The sequence below is a fragment of the Sinorhizobium fredii USDA 257 genome, from assembly GCF_000265205.3.
Taxonomy (GTDB): domain Bacteria; phylum Pseudomonadota; class Alphaproteobacteria; order Rhizobiales; family Rhizobiaceae; genus Sinorhizobium; species Sinorhizobium fredii_B.
The window spans coordinates 3,375,840-3,395,838 of the sequence record NC_018000.1 but is presented as its reverse complement, the minus strand read 5'-3'; the positions used below and the strand labels follow the sequence as shown (position 1 = coordinate 3,395,838).

Genomic DNA, 19,999 nt, shown 5'->3' with positions numbered 1-19,999 from the left:
GAAGTAACAGGTACGAATAGAGTGCCCCGATTAGCCAGCGTTATCAGGCATCTGCAAGTGCATCTTCGACGTCTGCTTCAACACGCATGAGGCTAGCACATCCCATTCGGCAAGTATCTGCTCGGGCATGTACCTTTGGGCGCTCGCCGCAGCCCTCGCCCCAAGTTCTTCCCTAAGCCCACGATCGGCAAGTATCCTGTCGAGTGCCTTCGCAAGGGCTTCGACATCCCCTCTCGGCACCAGTATGCCGTCGCTCTCGTGCGTTATCATGACCCGAGGTCCCCAATCGCATTCGAAGGAAACAACAGGCAAGCCAGCAGCCATGGCTTCCAGCAAGACGATTCCCCATCCCTCGTAACGCGAGGACAGGACAAACGCATCAGCGGTTTCAATCCAAAGCCCAGGTCGTTCGGTGATCCCAGGCATGTCTACTCGTTTCTGCAATCCGAGCGCGTCGCGCAATGCCTCGAGGCTGCGTCGTTCATCGCCCTCCCCCCAGATTACCAACTGCCATTCGGGATGAGCGTCGGCGATCTTGGAAAAGGCTTCCAGCAAGAGGTCGAAGCCCTTCTGGTGGGTTAATCGGCCGACCGCCGCCAGAATGCTCTTTCCACGTCTATTTCGCCAATCCCGCGGCAAATCGACCGGATTCGCGATAATCCATCCTTTTCGGCGAATGTTCGATGGAAAATGATCCAAGGCCCCCTGGGTCATCGTGACCAGACCGAATGCTCGAGGGTACAGGCTTGTCTGAAGCCACCTCCAAAGCGGCCCGAAAGGCTGCGAAGCCGGATTATTGCGCTCGGAGACGATCACCGGAACCGTAAAGCCGATCGTCGCCAGGAGCGTCAAGACATTCGTTCGCGTCAGAAAGCTTAAGACGAAATCCGGCCGAGACCGTCGAATGGCGGACCGCAAGCGTCCAACTCGCTGAAGCACAAGGAAAGCCGACCGCAGCTTCGAGGCTCTACGCGGCGGCACACCCAGACGGACAATGGCAATCTCGGGATCAAAATCGTAATAAGGTTGCGCATCTAATGGCTCCAGCGTGATGAGCGTCACCGTGCAGCCGATGCTGTTCCAGTGGTTGGCGACGAGATTTACGACGTGCTCGGTACCGCCCGCGCCCAAGGCCGGAACGATGATCGTTATCCTTGCCCCCGCGATCTCCGGCAACCCGGACGCCCGAGAATCTGCACGCTTGTCCATCCCGAAATGCCCTCCCACCGTTCTCCAGTGATCGGAGCGAAGACCGCACCTTCAGCTCCCGTTGACCGCCAAGCGGATCCGCAGGGTTGCCGGCGCCATGGCCCTGCGCGCGCCTCTCGGCGCAATGGCAAGTGCGTTGTCGACAGAATGCGAAGTTTTCATGTGATAATCAACTTGAAGACCTGATTTTCCTAAAGCTGTGCCAGCGGGACTGCATTGGGAGAGACGCAAAATCAGTCCTCAAAACTGTGCCCAGAACCTCGCATGCTGAGTGTTTCTACTGGCTGAGGCACTAAACACATGGTAGAAACTATAAGAACAATGAATTCCCAATAAACACGCACTTGTATTGCTCGACAGCACGACAATATTGCATTCCTTGGGGACGACAAGAATTTTTGCTCAGGGCTTGGAGGCGGCATGTGTCGGCGAAGTATTTGCTCAGACTGGTAAACCGCTTCATCGACCTTTCTGATATCCGCAGGCATCTGGCGGGGTAATATGGCCTGATCGGCTTCCCCCCACCGCGTGCTGGCAGACACCGGGAAGCCGTAGCCGGCCCGCGGTAAACAGCCAGCCGGATCGCAATGCTACTGCATGTTTCCTTAAATCCTAGTCGATTTAAGGATAAAAGCATGCAGCATTTCAAAGTGCTACAGCGCCCTTTGTGCGTCTGATAAAGACGCACGGCGCTGTAGGGAGATCTCGTCTGATCGTGCGGAGAGATGAGAGGGCACATGAAAAATCTGATCGCACTGTTGGTCTCGGTGACCCTGGCGCTGGGAGCCGGGGAAGCCATGCTGCGCATGTTTACACCTTTTCCCGTCGGCACGCAGTCGCATCGGAGTATCGACGAGAAGTATGGCTATCGCCTCGATCCTGCTCTTGGCGACGTCGATGAGGAGGGCTTCCGGAATCCGGCTGGCGCACATCACGGCTTACAAGTCGCGGCGGTTGGCGACTCGATGACATACGGCAACAACGTCGAGAGGGCTAACGCTTGGCCGGCGGCCTTCGAGGCAATCACAGGCGAGCCGACCTACAACTTTGGAGTTGGTAGCTACGGTATTTACACCTACCACGCGATCGTTCTTGATGCGCTGGCTGCTGGCGCGAAAGGAGCTATTGTCGCCGTTTTCCCTGGCAACGACTTCGCAATAGTATTTTCCGCTTGCGATATAATGGACGCGCGTTCTGGCTTCTGGCTTGCGGAGCAGGAGCGGCTCCAGTTGCAAGCCCTCACCGGTCCGGGCGAAGGCCATTCGCAATGCACCAAGGCGCGATCGACAAGCCTCAAGACGAAGCTCTTCGAGAATGTCGCAATTCTGAGCGCCTATCAATACGTGATAAAGGACCGCGCGAAGAGCTTGTACGCTCGCCTTTTCGCAGCCAGGGATCGTGAACTATCCGAATACTATGTATTTCCGGACGGATGTCCCTCGGTGTCTAGGCGCTATGTCGACGAAGCTGGTCGAATGGCCGATCTGAACTCGCCCGAGATCGCGGCAATGTTTGCGGATTTTGAGCGCTTTGCGGTCGATTGGGCTGAACGAGGGGTCGGCCGGGTCGGGCTCTTGGTGCTTCCGACAAAAGAGCGTGTGATCTTCGAACACTTGCGTCGCCGTGGCCAACTTGCAACCGCCGACCCTGGTTTTGTCGGCAGCGTTGAACGTCAGATTGCGCTTGAGGAAAAAATCCGGGAGATCGCCCACCGACTTGGTTTGCCGTATCGCAGCGCGGTTGCTGAAACTGCCGACGCGCTGCAGGAGGCTATCCTGGCCGGCCAGCGCTTTTATCCGGACAGCGATGGTCATCCGTTTGAATCTGGTTATGAAGCTTTCGCAAGAACCGCCTCGTCGCTGTGGGATGAGATGAAGGCGACGGCTTCCGAGACGCGCCATTAGTTTCGAGGTTGTTGCTCCTCTTGCGAAACTATGACGTTCCACGGCACGCTTCTCGTTGAACTGGCGCTTGCCATGACCTCACGGAGAACCTGTGCAGCCCTCCCCACCGCAGCCGTGTCAAGAGCGGGATCGACGAGGAATGCGAGGCTCGTCTCTCCGAGCTCCCGCGCGTTCGGCAATCTCTCGACTGGCCCCATGTTTAAGCCCACAAACGCCTTCTCGAGGTAAATCTCCGAGCAGCTGCCGCTGAAGCAGGCGACCCCGGCACTGTTAATCTCCGCGACGATCCGGTCCCTGCTCCATCCCGGCCTCAGAAGCTCCGGCTTCAAGAAGGTGTAGAACCGATACCAAGCATGCCGGGCACCACGCGGAGGAAGGGGCGTACGCAGAGCGTCGATCTCCTTGGCGGCATTGGCGAGGATGGCAGCATTGTGCGTCCTAATGCTGCGCCATTGCTCGAGGCGCAGCAATTGTCGCGATCCCAACACCGCCTGGATAGATGTCATGCGCCAGTTCGTCCCAATTGATTCGTGCAGCCAGCGGAACCCGGGCGGGTGCTTTCTGTTGTAGACGGCATCGAAAGACTTGCCGTGGTCCTTGCGGCTCCAAGCCTTCTTCCATAGCTCGTCGTCGTTCATCGCCACGAGCCCGCCCTCGCCTCCGGTGGTAATGATCTTGTCCTGACAGAAGGAGAAGACTGCTATGTCAGCGAAGCTGCCGATCGGCCGACCGTCTAGTTCGGCCCCGTGCGCCTGGGCGCAGTCCTCGATCACCCACAGCCCATTTTCGCGCGCGAATGCCATGATCGCCGGCATGTCGCAGGGCCACCCGGCAAGATGGACGGCGATAATGCCCTTGGTCTTCGGTGTCAGCCTCGCACTGATAGTTTCCACGGTGATGTTCTGGCTATCGCGATTAACATCGGCAAAAACCGCGACCCCGCCCGCCATCGGCACCGTAGAGGCCGAGGCGATGAAGCTTCGTGGGGTAACAATCACCTCGTCGCCCGGCCGAAGCCCGAGCGCATACAGAGCCAGGTCCAGCGCCACCGTTCCGTTCGCCACGGCCACCGCGTGTTTCACGCCAAGAAAGCGCTCGTAAAGCTCCTCGAAGTTGCGGACATGGGGTCCCGTCCAGGCATTCACCTCGCCCGATCGAAGAACCGAGACGACGTCCTCGATCTGCTCCTCGTCGTAAATCGGCCAGCGCCCCATGGATCCCTCCAGCTCCGTATTTCATCCGCCTCCGGCCGAGCCGAAAGAGTGCATCGAATATACAACGGGCAATGCCGCGGTCGGTGGTCCCCACCTCAAACGACGTGTCGAACCAGGACGAACGCTTCGGCCGCGGGGAGCATCACCGTCGCCCCACGCAAAGTGGCGAGCGCACGCAAGCTCGCTATGGAACGCTCGTGCGGTGGTTCGCGTAGCTGCGATGCAAATAGCTGCATTGCCTTGACCTTCGCCTCGAGATGCTCGGTGATGTCGACGAAAAAATTCGGCAGAAATCCCGGGGACAGGTACGGCGCATTCCAATTCGTTTCCGAAAGCGTTTCATAGGCGAGGATCAGCTTCGGAAATCCCGCCTGGTGCGGTCGACAGGCAACCAGCGCCGAGGTGAAGGTCAGCTGATGATCCATATGTATGTCGCCCACAAAGGGAACGAGCACGGTTTGCGGGCGCAGACGCAGCACAAGGTCAAGCAGCGCACCGTTGACGGACGCGTGCGCGGTTTCCGCAAGCTGTGCGGCAGGCAGACGCAGCCAAAGGGTTTCCCGCACGCCCAAGGCCCGGTGCGCCTCCCTCGCCTCGGCCTGCGTCTTGGCGATAGTCGCGGCGTCGAAAGCCGGCGGCTTTCCCTCGGTTACGATCGCGACGAAGACCTCCTCGCCCCCCGAAGCCAGCTTCGCGATCGTCCCGCCGGCGCCTAGCACCTCATCATCAGGGTGCGGAGCGACGACCAAAGTGCGTCCAAAAGGGAAATGCGAACCGTCCACGGAAATCTCCACAAGACCTTGCCGCCACCCACGCCGAGAGGTGGGCTTTTCGCCGAAACTGCTACCCGGCCTGCTATCGCATCTTTCCTCGCGGCTGCTGACCGCAAGAATGACGCAAAAGAAAATCCTTGGCAATTTTTAGGTGTACTTCGTTGACGCGCTCGCCGAGAACGATTGTCTTCAGTGTCAGCAGGAGAATTCGCACGTCGAGCCAAGCACTAGCGTGCGCGACATACCAGAGGTCAAGCGCGATCTTCTCCTCGTCCGATAGCAACGTATTGCCGTTCACCTGCGCCCAGCCCGTCATGCCGGGAGCCACCAGTGAGCGCAGGCGGCCAAGGTCACCGAAGCTTACAACCGTCGCCAACGGAAGCGGGCGCGGGCCTACGATCGACATGTCGCCTGCCAACACGGAAAGGAGTTGTGGCAGCTCATCGAAGCGAAGTCTGCGCAGCAGCGAGGTCGCGGCGGTCTGTCGCATTTGGTCCTGCAACAATGCGCCGTCCGGACCGCGCGCGTCCGTCATCGTGCGAAACTTGGCGACCGTGAATACCCGCATGCCCGAACCGGCGCGTGACTGGGTGAAGAACAATGGCGAGCCAAGGCTCACCCAAACGACGATCGCCGTTACCGCCATCAGCGGTAGGCAGAGGACGAGAAGCATTCCGCCAAGCGCACACTCGAGAACGCGCTTGAGACGGTACGATCCCGACGAGGCAGGCAAACCAAAAGCGAAGACTGCATGCTCTCGATTGGGCTTCACTTCAATGGCCCTCGGCGCGTGGAGCGTGTTCTCAAATATACTTGCCTGCGAATGTTACATTCCGGCGATACTCACGACGACGACATCGCCCGGCAGCAATTCTGTGACGAGGGACGCCTGAAGGCTGGTCGGCTTGCCGCCAACTGCGTTTCGACGGATCTCATAAGCATAGGAGATTTGATTTTTTTTCGATTCATCCCGAGCCACCGCGGCCATGAGGAGGATCTGCTCTTCAGCGGAGCGTTGCTCCGAAATCAGTTTCTTGATGGCAATTTCACGCTCTTGGAGCTGGGTCAGAATATCCTTCTTTCTATCAGCTGCGAGCTTTGCCAGTTGCAATTTCAGCTCACTCACCTCCTGGCGCGTACGTGCAAGGGTCGCAAAGGTTTCCAGGAGTTGGGCCTTTTCCGTTGCCGCGCTGTTCTCCGCGCGAGAGAGCTCGCTTTCGGTGTTCAGCCCGCGCTGCCGGAGCGCGCCGACGCGCGCCACATCGTCAACGCTGTTGCTCACTATATCCTTTTGCTGCTGCACGAGCTCGTTCAGGATCTCTATCCCACCCTCGACCTGGGCAATCCCTTCCGTGAGAATTTGCGCTTGCGATCTATAGGCGGCGAGATCCTCCTTTAGGATCTTCTCCTCAAGCTCGATGACGCCCTCAAACGGCAATTCCTCGACATGCGTGCGGGCGACCTCCGGGACGTCGTTCAGGTCGACCTTCTCGCTGGATTTCAACTGCGCCGCAAGTCTCGCCGCATAGATGGCCTCATGAACGATTTCGGTTTTTGCGGACTCGATCTCCCCACGCAGGCGGGCGCGTACAAGGAGCCGGTCGGACGCGTTCGCCGCGACAACCTGCATACCGCCCGCGAGGCCGATGGCCTGCTCTACCGTTAGGCCGCTATAGAAGGGAAACGAACCGGGACTCCTGACCTCACCGAGGACGAAAATCGGCCGGAAGGTCGAGATATTGAGAGACAGCTTTGGATCGACGAGGATGTCGCGTCTCCGGTACTCGCTGCCAAGCTTTTCCAAGGCCTCCGTTATCGTGAGCCCCACGAGATTGACCCCACCGATAAGGGGGAACTCTGCTTCGCCGTTGCCGGAAATGGTCGCGGTGACTGGCAGCTCGGCATCGTCGAGGAAGTCGAAGGTCAGAACATCTCCCGTGTTGAGCCGATATTCACTGGCAAACGCACGCGGCGTCGGGCCTACCAAGAGTCCGACCACCAGCAGCACGATCGCCAAAATATACGCGCCCCAAACCCGTAGGGACAAGCTCATGGCCGTCAGCGGAGGTAATGTCCCCATCGCAACCGCCCTCCAAAAAGCAACAAAGAAAAGGCTATCAAAATATCTTGCGCGACTATATTCTCCCTCATACTGTCCCGTCAAAGGATTTTAGTTGTTTATTGCGCCGGCGACCGGCAAGGCGACTTTCCTGGACGCTCAAACACGACTGCGCCTAGGGGGCCGCGCGGGTGTCCTGCCCTGCGGTGTCGGGCTCACTCCTGATAGATTTAAAGGGGCACCAGCCGCGTGCCACGGCCGAAGGGCGGCGCTTTTTTTGATCCGGCGGCCTCGTTAGAGGCAGGAGGTCTCGTTGGCGATTCGAGAAAAGCTGGCCAAATATTTCAACCGCCTCCACAAGATACTCGCTCAGGAAAAAGGCCTTAAAGGCCGTCTGGGAAATATACGGCATCTCCTCACAGGGAATGCGCTTACCTCTCTGCTAGGCCTCGTTGGATTCGCCCTGACGGCCAGGGCGCTTGGTCCGTCTGAGTATGGCGTTTTGGCGCTTTGCTTCACATACACGAGCGCCATAGAGCGGCTCGTGAACTTTCAGTCATGGCAGCCACTGATCAAATTCGGCGCGCAATCGAAGAGCACGGAAACGCTCGCTTCATTGTTCAAGTTCGGCCTTGTGCTTGACATTTCCGCAGCGGCGACCGGATGCGTGATTGCCGTGGCGCTCGTGTGGGCCTTCGGTCCCTCGCTCGGGATCTCGCCCGAGATGACCGGACTCGTCACCCTGTTTTGTGCCATTCTGCCGTTTCAGATCTCCGGCATGCCGATTGCCGTGCTGCGCCTGTTCGGGAAGTTTCGATCAATCGCCTATGGCCAGGTCGCTACGAGCATTTTCCGCGCGGGATTGTGCGCAATCGGGTTTGCCTTCGGCGCTACTTTGCAGGAATTTGTCCTGATATGGATGGTGGCCCACATCTTCGGCTCGCTGACCATCGTCTTCCTTTCGCTTGCGGAGTTGCGAAGACAAGGAATGTTGGCGAGCATGCTTAAGGCTTCTGTTCGCGGTATCACCGCTCATTTTCCAGGTCTCTGGAAATTCGCGATCTCGACGAACCTGTCATTGACCCTGCGTTCGAGTGCCAACCAGCTCGACACGCTTCTCGTCGGGTACCTGGCCGACCCGACCGCCGCGGGTCTTTATCACATTGCTAAGCGTATTGGCCGAATGACGCTGCAAATCGGAGATCACGTGCAGGCCGTGCTCTACCCGGATTTGGCCCGGGCCTGGGCCTCGGGCGCAATTGAAGCGTTTCATCGGGCCGCCACGCAAATGCGAGTACTTCTTCTCGGCTTCGGAATATTGCTGGTCGGCGCGGTGTATTTGGCGATCGATCCGGTGCTAAGACTAGCTGTCGGTCCGGAATTCGAGGCGGCCGGCCCGTTGGTCGTCGTTCAAACCATCGCGGCGGCTATGACGTTGTATGGTACGGTTACGCGCTCAGCGCTTCTCGCCATGGGGCGGGAGGACCGGGTTTTGAGCAGCGCGCTCGTCGCAACAATCGCATTTCATGCCACCGCGTTGACGCTGATCCCACGGGTCGGCCCAATGGGCGCAAATCTGGCTCATATCCTCATGGCTGTCATCTGGCTCTGGACGATGGCGGTGGCGTATCGGCAGACAGAGGCAAGATAGCAGAACGCTTCTCTCGAGACCTGTGACGGAGGGAAATCCATGAAATTGCACGATATCGATTTCCTGATTATCGGCGCGACCAAGAGCGCCACGACGTGGCTCCAGCAATCGCTGCAACAGCACCCCCGCATTTACATGCCGGCTCCAGAATTGCATTATTTCAGTCGTTACTATGATCGCGGAGACCAGTGGTACCTCTCGAACTTCGAAGGACAGAAGGATCGACATCTCGTCGGCGAAAAATCCAATTCCTATATGGATACAGAGGGCGCAGCTGAGCGAATAAGCCAGAAACTTCCCGACGCGATGCTGATCGCACAGCTGCGCAATCCCATCGAGCGGGCCTACTCGGACTATTGCATGCTATACCGCAGGGGCGAAGTCGGCCGCGACATCGCCCAATATCTTGACCCACGCATGGGTGCCGGCGGGCGTTTCCTGAACGGCGGCCTCTACTTTCAGCAGTTGCGAGCCTATTTTGATCGGTTTCCAGCCGAGCAGATACTTGTCGTGCTTTACGAGGACATGCGAATTGACGCGTGTGCGCAGCTCGATCGCGTTCGGAAGCACATCAAGATGACGGACGATCTGCCGCTCAGGCCTCTGGAGAAGAAAGTTAAAGACAAGGCGGAGCCGATGATTAACCCGACTTTGCGCCGTCTGCTGCGCCCGTTGAAGCCTATAGTCGCGCCTTTCAGGAACAATGCCGGCTTCAAGAAAATGCGGTCAATGGCCGCTGCCGAAGTGGAGTACGCGCCGCTGACCCGCGAACTGCGGGAACGCATGAGCGATTTCTACACCACGGAGATCGAGAAGCTAGGCGCCATCGTCGGCAGAGATCTGAATGGGTGGCTGAGAAATGGGAGCGTTCAGTAATGAGCACTGCCACCAAAACGGCATGCACGCCGCCCCAGGCAGAGTCTGAACGAGAGCCGACCATGTTGACAATGCCTCTTGAGTTGACGCGTCAGTAGACGGCCACCGAAAGCTCGCTCGCTGACGTTCTTGGCGCCTTATCGATGAACCAATGAACTCACCGGGTAGCCGTCAACAGTTGCGGGGGCGCGGAAATCCAGCACGAGCCTTTCGATCTCCGATCCCCCGCCCACGCGCTCCAATGCGGCAAACGATCCGTTCCCGTTTAGCTCAAACAGGGTGCCAGCGTTTTCCTGAGCGCGATTGGTGCGGGCGATCATGAACAAGGCGCCGGGACCGCGGAGATAGGAGTAAATGTTCTCAATTGCGATATGAATCTGATCCGGAGAAAAGTATCCTGTATTCAGGATGTTGCCGGCGCGTACCATGTCGAACCGGCGGATAAAGCGCTCCGAGCGACGCATAATGTCATCTTCAACAAATTCGATTTCACCATTCGATGGCAGTGACCGGGTAATCATTTGCACCGGCCTGCTCATACCGGCCACTATGCGCGAGCGCAGGCGAGGTCGTAGGACGCTGCGGCCAAACATGAGTGGAATAAAAGCAAGCGTCACGTAGTCCAGTCTTCGGACCCATGGACGAACTGCGATACCCCGAACGTCATACTGCAACGGCCAACCCTCCGGATCGCAGAAAACTCTAAACCCCGGAACCAGTTCGACGATGTGGGCCTCGATGAAAAGATCGGTTGCAACGATGCTGGCAGCACCTCCACAATCAGTCAGGAATCTGGCGAGCTCCACGGTCGTTAGCCCGGTGGAAACTCCCACGTCGAGAACCTCGCGAAGCGAGTTCGCGCGCTCCTCGACATATGGTCGGAACGCGACCTCCAGTTCTTGAAAGCGCGACGGTTGGGTCAACTTGAAAGTGCCGTTCCGCATTTTGAGCTTTGCGAAGAACGCAGATTCCAACGCCACGTCGGTCGAATCCATCCCCGATGAATAGAACTTGCTGGCACTCAAGATCATGGCCTATCAATCCCCCAGTTAACCCAAACGAACCCGCCTCACGAATCGCTGACTACGATCATCTCGCCCGCGCCAGCGCATCGGTCTTTCAAGCCCCTGCACACCGGGCGCCTCAACACCGGTTTGGTGCGCTTGCGGTATGTTCGCTGTGCGTGCCCTTGCAGTCTCGGGCAACGAATGCATCAGCTCATTGTTGGGGCAGTTGGACGCCGTCTTCGGGATCGCCGGCCATGAAATGGAGAAACTCTTCGAGGTTTGACCACCCGTCACCATCCATGTCCTGCTGCCCATCATCCGGCTTCATTGGATCGATGCCGTTCTTGGTCTCCCAATCATCTGAAATGCCGTCCATGTCCCCGTCTTGGTACGGCGTTCCAGCACCAAGATCAGGCCAGCCGCCAACGTCGCGCGGATCCGTTTTCAGCAGTCGCCCGCTTCGACTCTTGATGGCCCCAATGATGCGATTGTCGACCGCATCGCGCTCGGGCTTTGTGGCACCGGCATTCGCCAGGACTTCGTCGTAAGCGACCCTGGGCACGGAAGTGCGAATCGTCGGCACCTCAAACGGTGCCTTCACAACAAACCGCCTTTGATCCTCGGCTAGAACCAAGCTGTCATCTTGGCCAGCCTCAGTACGATAGGGTTCGTCATAGTTGTCCTTGACATAGATCGAGTGCCCGAGTCCGCTTTCGGTGAAAAGATGCACCATGTGGTCGTTGCGCAACTTCTGACCTGCGATCTTGTAATTGCCGACGACATTGGCCTGAATATGCGTCCATTCATCGCCAAAGCTTACGACGTATTGCCACGCTGGCGAGAAGAAAACATTGTTCACGACATCCGCGACCGCGCCGGGAGTTTTCATTTTTATCTGCGGATTTCTGAACCTGCCGAACGCAAAGAGCGAGTGGTGCACCGAAACGTTGCCGCCCTTGGTGAACAGCATGTTGCGTGCACGATTCTGTTTCCCCGGGCCGCCTTTCAACAGCGGCTCACTGGCAATTCCCCATTGCCAGGTGAAATTTCTGGCATCTTCTGAATCTATCGTCTCGTCCGATCCCCAGCTGGCGGAGATATGATCAAGCATGATGTCTCTTGCCGCCTCGGAGTACATCCCGAGACCGCCAGAACAACAAGCCTTGCGCGCATGCGGCCCTGGACGGAGGCGAATGTGCCTGATGATCACGTCGTTGGTCCAAATTTCGATTGAAGGACGAATTTGTGTCTCACCGTTCCGGATCGCGACGCCGCCGCCCGGGGCCGTCTCCCCGGCAATGGTCAAGAACGGATTTCGGACCACGAGCGATTTCTCGCGCAGTGTTATGGTACCGCCCGTGCGGAAAATGCAAACGCGTGGCCCGGACGCTTCGACGCAATCACGCAGAGATCCTGGGCCCGACTCGTTCGTGTTAACGACATAGATCACCTTGCCGCCTCGGCCTCCAACGGAACCGGCGCCGAAGCCTTCGGCCGTAGGAAAGGCACGCTGCCTGCCATCTTGAAGCTTGGGTGAAAGCGGTTCCTGTACTGCCGTTGCAGCCTCGGCCTCCCGCACAGGCCCGGTCCACAATCCAAGGAGTAGCCCTGCCAGCATCAGCGGAGCCACGACAAAGTCGGGGCTGTGCCAGTGTCGGGATATTCGCGAAACAGTTGAACGCGCAGCCAGCATAAGTTTTCCCTCGCTCTTGCGGGCGATGCTTAAAGATAGCCGTAGCGTCTGAGCATCCAGCCGCACAACCGCTCGAAGGAGATCTGCTGACCGGCCGGCATCCGGGCCCGCCACGACTCGTCTCTCGTGAGTGCGACAGATCCCGCCATCCGCAGCCGGTTCCCTGCGACTTGGTGCCCGGGACCGACAGAATCGCCATTCTGCAGAGAAGAGCCGATTTGGTGGAGGTCAAGCTCGAGAAACACCCCGATTTGCTGCATGGTAGCGACGGGGTCTGACACGAAATCCTCATACCTCACACGCAGTACTTTATCAGGGCCCAGTTTTCGCGAGAGGTACTCGACCGCGAGATTGACTATGCTCCACCGCAACGCCGTTCTAAACACCGATTTTGGCCGGATCTCCTTTTGCAGTCCCGAGTTCGCGTCACGCGCATAGGGTTTCAGCAATGACCAGGCTACTCCGCGCCCGTCACGCACCATGTGGATGACACGCATGTCTATTCCCGGTATTTGAGCAAGCGCCATCGCCCTTCCCGGCAATTTCGAAGAATCGACGATTACTTGTTTACCGGAACAGGACAGCATCGTGTTCATCAGACGCTCTGTGTGAAGGGCATACGGTGCAAATTGCTTTCCCAGGCCCAGCCCGGAGAACACTTTTGCAAGTACCGACAGGCCCTCGAATTTTGCTTGAAGGGCGCAATACTCTGACATAAGTCTCGAGTCCGAATTCGCAAACCATTCTTGGCAAACGGTGCTCCAGAAGCTGCAGTCCCGAATAGGATTGCCGCATGCACAATATTCGTTGTGACGCCAAACATGCCGTGTGAGCGACGTTATCTCACCCGCCCCTAACACGGCATCGTGCTGGCCCAACGCAATGTCGAGTATGGTGGTCCCGCTGCGTCCATAACCTGCGATGTAAGCAATACGAGCGGGTTGCGAGGTCATCATTACAGCCCTTCATCTGAGACCGCTTGAGCTTGCCTTCAATTCTACTTGCGCGCATCAAGGCCGGCTGCGCACGCCCCACCAGCAGGCGGGGTCGACTGCAATCTTGTTGCCACGGGCGCCATCACTAGAAGGGTCGGCACGAAATAGCCGCAACCTCACTAGCAATCGGACGCGAGCCGCGTGGACCAGCCCCGTCCAACTTCCTGCTGGGAATGTCTGCTCTCGTTCGACAAGACAAATGAAAGAAAGAAATAATGATAGTGCATGTACGGCTGATTAGCAATCCGATGAGCTTTACTGTCGTTCGGCCTTGAACGCGCTTCATTTCAAATATTCTTCAACTATTTATTCCACGTGGAGGCGTTCCAGCCATGTTAACCACTACCCCTTCCTCCACGCGGTGGCACAATAAACTTAGCGGCGCTTGAGCGACAAAGCCTTCGGGCTCAAACTCGCCCGAGGAAGGTCTGCTGCCTGCCGGAGTTGCGCGAGGCCGAGTCCGCAGCACAAGAAAATTGGGATCGTCCAATACCGCGCGTACATATGCGGATTGAATAAAGCGATCGTGAGAAAAACGACGATGGTCGTAATCATCGCTGCCAGTACCCTCTTATCTCCTCCAGCCTTTCTGAGCATAAATCCATGCAGCATGCCGACTGCTGAAAACATGATCCAGCCCATGAGCGCAAGCAGTCCGCCTTCGACCCAGAGGAGAAGATAAAGATTGTGAACGGGAGCTGTTTGTACACTTCTCTCTCGGAACTGGTCTGCGCCCAATCCCACAAACGCAATCTGCTCCTCGGATATCAAATCGAGTGCTTCCTCGATAAGTGCGGCTCTCGAAACGAAAGTTCCCGCTTCAGATATGTCGCCAGAGGAAAGCGCGCCCAAGACACGCGTTTGAAATGTCTTGGGCAACAGGTCCTTGCTTCCAAATCCCGCCACAACCGCAGCCAGTATGCCGGCGGCAAGCGCCAAACGCAACAACAGCTTAGGCGTGGAAAGGAACGCCGTGAAGACAGCCAAGCAAAGCAATGTTACGAACAGACCGCTATTCGAGCTGGTAAGTATCACCGTACCTATAAATACCGCTATTATCGGTAAAGCGACGTATGACTTGATCCGGCCCGTCGCCCACAAAAAGAGCGGAATTGGCAGCGTCAATGCATTCATTGCCGCAGCTAAGTTCGGGTTTCGAAGGAGTGTGGCCAAACGCCGTCCCCCGGTTACGACGCCCTTTCCCTCCCCAGGCACATAGCCAATCGCGTAGAACGTAATGATACCGTGAATATCGATGAGAACCATGCTGACTAGGAAAATGCCGGCCAGACGATACGCTACCTTAGGTTCATCTCGGATCAGAATGAACATTAGAAATATGTAGGCGAACAAATACTGTGCTGTCACGATCAGCCCCCGTTCGGGACTGTTGTGCAAGAGGCTGCCAATCATTAGCCCGACGAACAAGAGCATGAACGCGATAAGCCAAAGTGGCGTTGCTTCGCCGAGCGGCTTACTGCCAATCCGTCCAGTCATAAAAAGGAGAGAAAACTAAGACAGAAAAAGAAATCGCTGAGCGTAAAGAACAGTTCGGAAAACCGTAATGTTGCATAGGGCGCTAAAAACACGCCTGTGTATAGGACAGCACGCTCGACTGCAGGCAAGGCCAATGTGCGCAGATGGCTGTCAGAATGACTGTGAGGTGTCGTTGTTTTGCCGATTTCTGACACTGTCGTCTCGCGCCGCATATCGCAACTCCGTCACCGGGTCTGGGCCTGCACTCGGTCAGCACCCCTACTGCATGCTTCCTTAAATCGCAGCCGATTTAAGGATAAAAACATGTAGCAATTCAAAGTGCTACAGCGATCTCTGCGCGTCTGATACGACGCGCGGCGCTGTCGTATCGCCAGTGCGTAGTAGATCTTCGTAGACCGCCGTGATTGCGTGCACGTGGCGCTCGATGCTGAAGCGGGCGCGTGCTTCGCTACGAGCCGTTTCCACGATGTGCGTAAGATAGCTGGAATCGCCGAACAGTTTTAAGCAAGCTCTTGCGAATTCAGCCGGGTCGTCCGGGCGCACGAGCATGCCCGTTTCGCCGTCCTCTACAACTTCGGGATTGCCACCTGAGTCTGCGGCGATGACCGGCGTTCCGAGCAGCATTGCTTCAACAAGCGTCCTTCCGAGCGGTTCATTCACCGCGGTTACCAGAAGGGCGTCCAGCCCCGCGATCCAAGGTTCGCTCGGATAGCGGAAACCCATGAAATGAATGCGGTCGCCGACTCCGAGAGCTTGAGCGCGCGATCTTGCGGCGTCGTCAAGCCCGTTCAGAGCGTTACCCAGGAACAGCCCCGCAAATTCGACATTCGGCTCCAGCCGCTTGAGGGCCGCAAGTACCTCGACGAAAAGAATTGGCCGCTTGCGATCAACCAAGGTTCCTACATATCCGACGAGCCTTGTTTCCGGCGAGCATCCGATCGTGGCTATGATGTTTCTTCGGCTATCACCACGCTCGACCTCTATCGCTTTCATGACGTCGAATGGACTATGAACGACACTGCACTTGGCCGCAGCGGAAAAAAACCCAGGGCGCGGCGACGCAAATTTCGAAACGGCCACGAGACGGTTCGGAAGCCAGGGCGCGATGCGCCGCAACCCGAAAGAAGTCGCGTCGCCACGGTGGTGCCAGAGGTGCTTCGATCCCGCCAGTCGCGCTGCCAGACCCCACATGAGATGTGCGCGACCGTCGTTGGTGTGCACGATTGCGACGTTCCTGGCTCGCAAATATCTGACAAGCGCCGGAAGAGTTCGGGCGACATTGAGCGCTGCCGCGCCGTTGCGCCCACCGGCCCGCTCTAGGCGGTTTAAGACGGGCGCTGGTTCAAAGTCGATACCTTCTCGGCGAAACAGCTCTGCTACCGGTCCCTCGGTGTCATGAAGGACAACCAAGGGCGCGAAAACCGACTTGGGAAGATTTCGTATCAGTCCGAGGGCAGACAGATGGCTTCCACCGATAAAATCCCCTATGAAAGGAAAGCACACGATCCGCTGCTCCCCGTTGCTCATGTTGAATGCTCTCCCTGGCAAACGATCGCTTCCGACCGGCGAGCTTTGCTCGATGTAAGCAACCCATCGACCAACTTTGGGAAGCCAGAACTACACGACGTTCGACGAAGAAGTGGGTGCCGCTCTCGCCGAAAGCACGGGCGCGGTGTTCGTTTCTTTGGTCAGGCGGTCGGCGATCGCACCATTGCCGCGGGAATGGCTCCTGATCCAGCCACCGGCCGGGACGCGTTTTGAGGTTATCACATACCCCCCGTAGCGGTGGCGTTTATGAACTTCAGGATTAACTTGGTTAATTGCAGTGCCGATCAGGGGCGCATGGTTCATCCGGAGCTGCGAAACACCTGCCAACAATTGGTCCTCGGTTGTTTCGCCCCAAGAAACCATGAGGATGACCCCGTCAACAAAGGGCGCGAGCCAAGTTGCATCCCCCGAGGTAAGGACGGGTGGAGCGTGAAGCACAATGAAATCATACCCGCTCTGCTTGAGCCCTACGATCAGTTCACATAGCTTGTCAGAGTCTACTAATCTGAACGGCTCCGTCATTGCGCGCGTCGCGTCAATGAAGCCCAACCCAGGCAAGGCAGGAATCGTCTGCACAACATCAAATAGCGTTGCTTCATTGTTGAGATAGCGCTCGACGAGTTCGGGCGAACGCCCCATACTTTTCAAACATGGAACGCTGTGTTGATGGAAATCCAGGTTCACGAAAGCGGTGGGGCGGCCGTCGGCTGCTGCTGCGGTTGCAATCCCCCAAGCTGTTGAGGCGTTCGCAATGTTGTGACGACAAGACGTGACCATCACAACACGATGCAGTTGTTTCGCCTCTGAGAAGCGGGAAGCCATATAGATCGACCGCTCTGCTTCTGCAGATGTCACATTACTCCAGTCTGGTATGCATGACGAACGCCTAGCGCCGTGCGACATATACTTCTTCGGAATCTTGGGCACGTAGCCTAAGTTGGGTATTCGCAGCAGTTGCGCGGTGCGTTGTCCGCTGCGGATTCGCGTATCAGTTGCTTCAAACAGGAGCGCGAGCAAAAAGGCCAACAAAGTCGAACCGGCGAATGCCGCCGGAACAATAATACTTGCTTGAGGAAACGACGGTGAATTCGGAAGTTCCGCCGCCGATACAATTCGAGCGCTTGGCTTTAGAGCTTCCGCCTCAAGGTCCAGCAAAATACGACGAACCTCATCTTCGATCATCCTGCGCACGCCAGCCAGTTGCGAATCTGCATCAATCATCTGCGGGTGGTTCTTACCGAACTTCGCTGAGATCTCGGCTCTACTCTGCAGCAATCGGGCCTCTTCGGTCCGCAATGTGACCAAAAGCGGTTGCGTCATGCTTTGCCGAAGGAACCCTACAGCGCCGCCCGTATTAAGCGCCCGTTGCTTGTCGGCGATCCGCTCGTCCTGTTTGAACTCGAGCGAGGATTCAACGTACAGGTTGGCAATCGTATTCGCTATCTTCTGAGCAAGCTTGGGATCCGGATTTGATACGTCAATTTTTACCGCCAGGCTCTCCCCTGTCCGGCTAACATTGAACTGGGGCAGTAGTGACGAAATTGCTCGGTCCCGTTGAGCTTTCAGATCCGGCAGCGTCCTGACAGACTTAGGCGACCGATCGATTCCGAATATTCTTTGGAAGTGTCTAAGAGCTTCGCCACCGATGGATAGCGGTTGTGTGGCCCCGCGAGCATACGGGTTGAAGTCCGGGTTGTCGGTGAGATTCAATCTGTCCACCACGCGGCCAGCAAACTGTCTGGACTGTAAGACATCCATTTCGGTTTCTGCCGCAGAGCGATCGCGGTCAAGGGACGTCAAAGAAGCATCAGTGGCAAATGGTCGAACATCTTTCCGCTCGAGCACGACTTCAGAAATGGCGGTGTACGTTTTCGGCAGCGTGAACGATGCTATCGCAGAGAGCAAGGTGCACCCGACAATCACTGACGCAAGGAGCCGCATGCGCCGTCTGATCAAGGCCCAGGCATCCAGCAGACCTACCGAATTCCCCTCGCGCTGGACCGCAAGTTCGACGCTTTCTCGGTAGTGATCGCGAGCAGATAGGCTGCCATCAGAAACGAATGTCGTCATGGAAACCATCTAAAGCAGCAATTTTCTCTATCTGGTTAGATTAGTGAAATGTTTAGTAAGGCGCAATAATTTAGTATCGCCGTCGCCACCTGTAGTTTGGCGGAATTAGGCGTAACTCATTCAATAGCCTCATCTTTTTTATTTCTTGCCGAAGAGGCGAGGGCAGAATTTGTTGGGGCACGGGCGTTCGAAGCGGGCGCGGAAATCGTTGCCAGGGATCATTAGGTTTCGGAAAACGCCATTGCGCATGCAGGGCAAGGGCGGCAGCGGCCTCTCGAATACGGCCTTCAAACTGGCTGTTCCTGCGCTGGACACCGTGGTCATTATTGTGTTCAATGCAGCCCGCATTGCATCACATCGTTTGCCCTTCGGCGCAGGACATCCCGCGCTTTTCAATAGTTCGGCCGTTGCTAGATCATGCGTATCGTTTTCGTCGGCGCCGTTGAGAGCTCCAAAATCGCTCTGGAAGCTCTCGTAAAGACGGGGCGCGCTCCTGCACTGGTTATTACCCTGCCACCCGAGTTGGCCGGACGCCACTCCGACTATGCCGATGTAGCAGTCGTGGGGCGCACCGCCGGATGTGCCGTTTGCTACACAACAGACATCAATCACCCTGTCGTGCTGGAGGCGATGGCGTCGGTTGAGCCAGACCTGACGTTTGTCATTGGCTGGTCGCAAGTCTGCCGGCAGCCATTTCGAGATGTCGCACGCCTGGGCACGATCGGCTTCCACCCGGCCGCCTTGCCGCATTTGCGTGGTCGTGCGGTCATTCCCTGGACGATAATACGCGACGAACATGAGACCGGATCAACATTGTTTTGGTTGGATGAGGGTATCGACTCCGGCCCCATCCTGCTTCAGCGGCTGTTCACCGTCGCGGACGACGAAACCGCTGGGAGCCTCTATGCAAAGCACACAACGAATCTGAGCGAGATGGTGGCTGAGGCGGCTACGCTCGTTGAGACGGATAACCCGCCACGGATAGAGCAGGATCATGGCCAGGCGAGCTATTGTGCGAAGCGAACCGCCGAAGACGGCCTGATCGACTGGAATGCTTCTGCCGGCTCGGTGCTCCGGCTGATCCGTGCAGTCGGCGCCCCTTACCCCGGCGCATTTTCCATTTATGCCGGCGAGAGGATCCGTATCGACGCAGCCGTGCAGTTCGAAAATTCGGGCCGCTTTATCGGGTTGGTGGGCCAGGTTCAATGCCATTCGAAACGCGGCTTCGTCGTTCTATGTGGCGACGGTGAGTGTATCGATGTGCTCGCCTGGGCCTCGCCCACTGGCCGGCGTCCGCCGGTACACGGCAAGTTCGATCGACATGCGCCTTAGATGACGGTGAGTGGGGCAGAACTCCGTCCCTCCTAGTGACCGCCGGCAACTGGCCGGTGACACTCATCGGAGTGCCTCTCCAACACTGGCATCTTCGAGCAAGTGTCAGCCTTCGGCTATTCGCTTCACCGTGCAAGTGCCGCTTGCCAGTCGTTGAAGGCGGACATAGCC

The 19,999-nt window shown here is 57.3% G+C and carries 14 protein-coding genes and 1 pseudogene; 4 read left to right on the top strand and 11 right to left on the bottom strand.

Annotated features, from left to right (window positions below; genetic code table 11):
- Positions 1 to 30 precede the first annotated feature (30 nt).
- Positions 31 to 1,209 carry a glycosyltransferase family 4 protein gene (locus tag USDA257_RS15700; protein ID WP_014763961.1) on the bottom strand — a complete coding sequence of 393 codons (1,179 nt, stop codon included), beginning with the start codon at positions 1,207 to 1,209 and terminating at the stop codon, positions 31 to 33.
- A gap of 737 nt (positions 1,210 to 1,946) precedes the next feature.
- Here USDA257_RS15700 and USDA257_RS15695 point away from each other — a divergent pair.
- Positions 1,947 to 3,113 carry a hypothetical protein gene (locus USDA257_RS15695; RefSeq protein WP_014763960.1) on the top strand — a complete coding sequence of 389 codons (1,167 nt, stop codon included), beginning with the start codon at positions 1,947 to 1,949 and terminating at the stop codon, positions 3,111 to 3,113.
- Here the strand turns inward: USDA257_RS15695 and USDA257_RS15690 are convergent.
- The 4 genes from USDA257_RS15690 to USDA257_RS15675 all read right to left on the bottom strand — a co-directional run bounded on the left by USDA257_RS15690 (position 3,110) and on the right by USDA257_RS15675 (position 7,180).
- Complete coding sequence (locus USDA257_RS15690; protein ID WP_014763959.1) at positions 3,110 to 4,327, bottom strand: DegT/DnrJ/EryC1/StrS aminotransferase family protein; 1,218 nt, start codon at positions 4,325 to 4,327, stop codon at positions 3,110 to 3,112. The genes USDA257_RS15695 and USDA257_RS15690 overlap by 4 nt on opposite strands.
- 95 nt (positions 4,328 to 4,422) lie before the next feature.
- The gene (locus USDA257_RS15685; protein ID WP_014763958.1) at positions 4,423 to 5,109 is read right to left on the bottom strand and encodes a PIG-L deacetylase family protein; all 687 of its coding nucleotides are present in this window, start codon (positions 5,107 to 5,109) and stop codon (positions 4,423 to 4,425) included.
- 73 nt (positions 5,110 to 5,182) lie between these two features.
- Positions 5,183 to 5,872 carry a sugar transferase gene (locus USDA257_RS15680; protein ID WP_014763957.1) on the bottom strand — a complete coding sequence of 230 codons (690 nt, stop codon included), beginning with the start codon at positions 5,870 to 5,872 and terminating at the stop codon, positions 5,183 to 5,185.
- A 54-nt stretch (positions 5,873 to 5,926) separates the two neighbouring features.
- A complete protein-coding gene (locus USDA257_RS15675) occupies positions 5,927 to 7,180 on the bottom strand; it encodes a polysaccharide biosynthesis/export family protein (protein ID WP_014763956.1) in 1,254 nt (417 codons plus the stop codon).
- A gap of 292 nt (positions 7,181 to 7,472) precedes the next feature.
- Here USDA257_RS15675 and USDA257_RS15670 point away from each other — a divergent pair, with 292 nt between their 5' ends.
- Positions 7,473 to 8,810 carry a lipopolysaccharide biosynthesis protein gene (locus USDA257_RS15670; RefSeq protein WP_014763955.1) on the top strand — a complete coding sequence of 446 codons (1,338 nt, stop codon included), beginning with the start codon at positions 7,473 to 7,475 and terminating at the stop codon, positions 8,808 to 8,810.
- Positions 8,811 to 8,849: 39 nt separating this feature from the next.
- Positions 8,850 to 9,686 carry a sulfotransferase family protein gene (locus tag USDA257_RS15665; RefSeq protein ID WP_014763954.1) on the top strand — a complete coding sequence of 279 codons (837 nt, stop codon included), beginning with the start codon at positions 8,850 to 8,852 and terminating at the stop codon, positions 9,684 to 9,686.
- Positions 9,687 to 9,823: 137 nt separating this feature from the next.
- Here the strand turns inward: USDA257_RS15665 and USDA257_RS15660 are convergent, their stop codons facing one another.
- The 6 genes and pseudogenes from USDA257_RS15660 to USDA257_RS15635 form a co-directional block, all read right to left on the bottom strand.
- Complete coding sequence (locus USDA257_RS15660; protein WP_014763953.1) at positions 9,824 to 10,717, bottom strand: hypothetical protein; 894 nt, start codon at positions 10,715 to 10,717, stop codon at positions 9,824 to 9,826.
- 187 nt (positions 10,718 to 10,904) lie between these two features.
- On the bottom strand, positions 10,905 to 12,311 hold the full coding sequence (locus USDA257_RS15655; RefSeq protein WP_370057251.1) for a pectate lyase: 1,407 nt from the start codon (positions 12,309 to 12,311) through the stop codon (positions 10,905 to 10,907).
- Positions 12,312 to 12,415: 104 nt separating this feature from the next.
- Positions 12,416 to 13,342, bottom strand: coding sequence for a sulfotransferase family protein (locus USDA257_RS15650; RefSeq protein WP_014763951.1), 927 nt, complete (start codon positions 13,340 to 13,342; stop codon positions 12,416 to 12,418).
- Between the two features lie 414 nt (positions 13,343 to 13,756).
- Positions 13,757 to 15,072: pseudogene (locus tag USDA257_RS15645) on the bottom strand (O-antigen ligase family protein).
- Positions 15,073 to 15,199: 127 nt separating this feature from the next.
- Positions 15,200 to 16,405: a glycosyltransferase family 4 protein gene (locus USDA257_RS15640; protein ID WP_014763949.1), complete on the bottom strand. Its 1,206-nt coding sequence runs from the start codon at positions 16,403 to 16,405 to the stop codon at positions 15,200 to 15,202.
- 90 nt (positions 16,406 to 16,495) lie between these two features.
- A complete protein-coding gene (locus USDA257_RS15635) occupies positions 16,496 to 18,496 on the bottom strand; it encodes a polysaccharide biosynthesis tyrosine autokinase (RefSeq protein WP_041415312.1) in 2,001 nt (666 codons plus the stop codon).
- 417 nt (positions 18,497 to 18,913) lie between these two features.
- Here USDA257_RS15635 and USDA257_RS15630 point away from each other — a divergent pair, with 417 nt between their 5' ends.
- Entirely contained in the window at positions 18,914 to 19,828 is a 915-nt protein-coding gene (locus USDA257_RS15630; protein WP_014763946.1) for a methionyl-tRNA formyltransferase, read from the top strand.
- Positions 19,829 to 19,999: the final 171 nt, after the last annotated feature.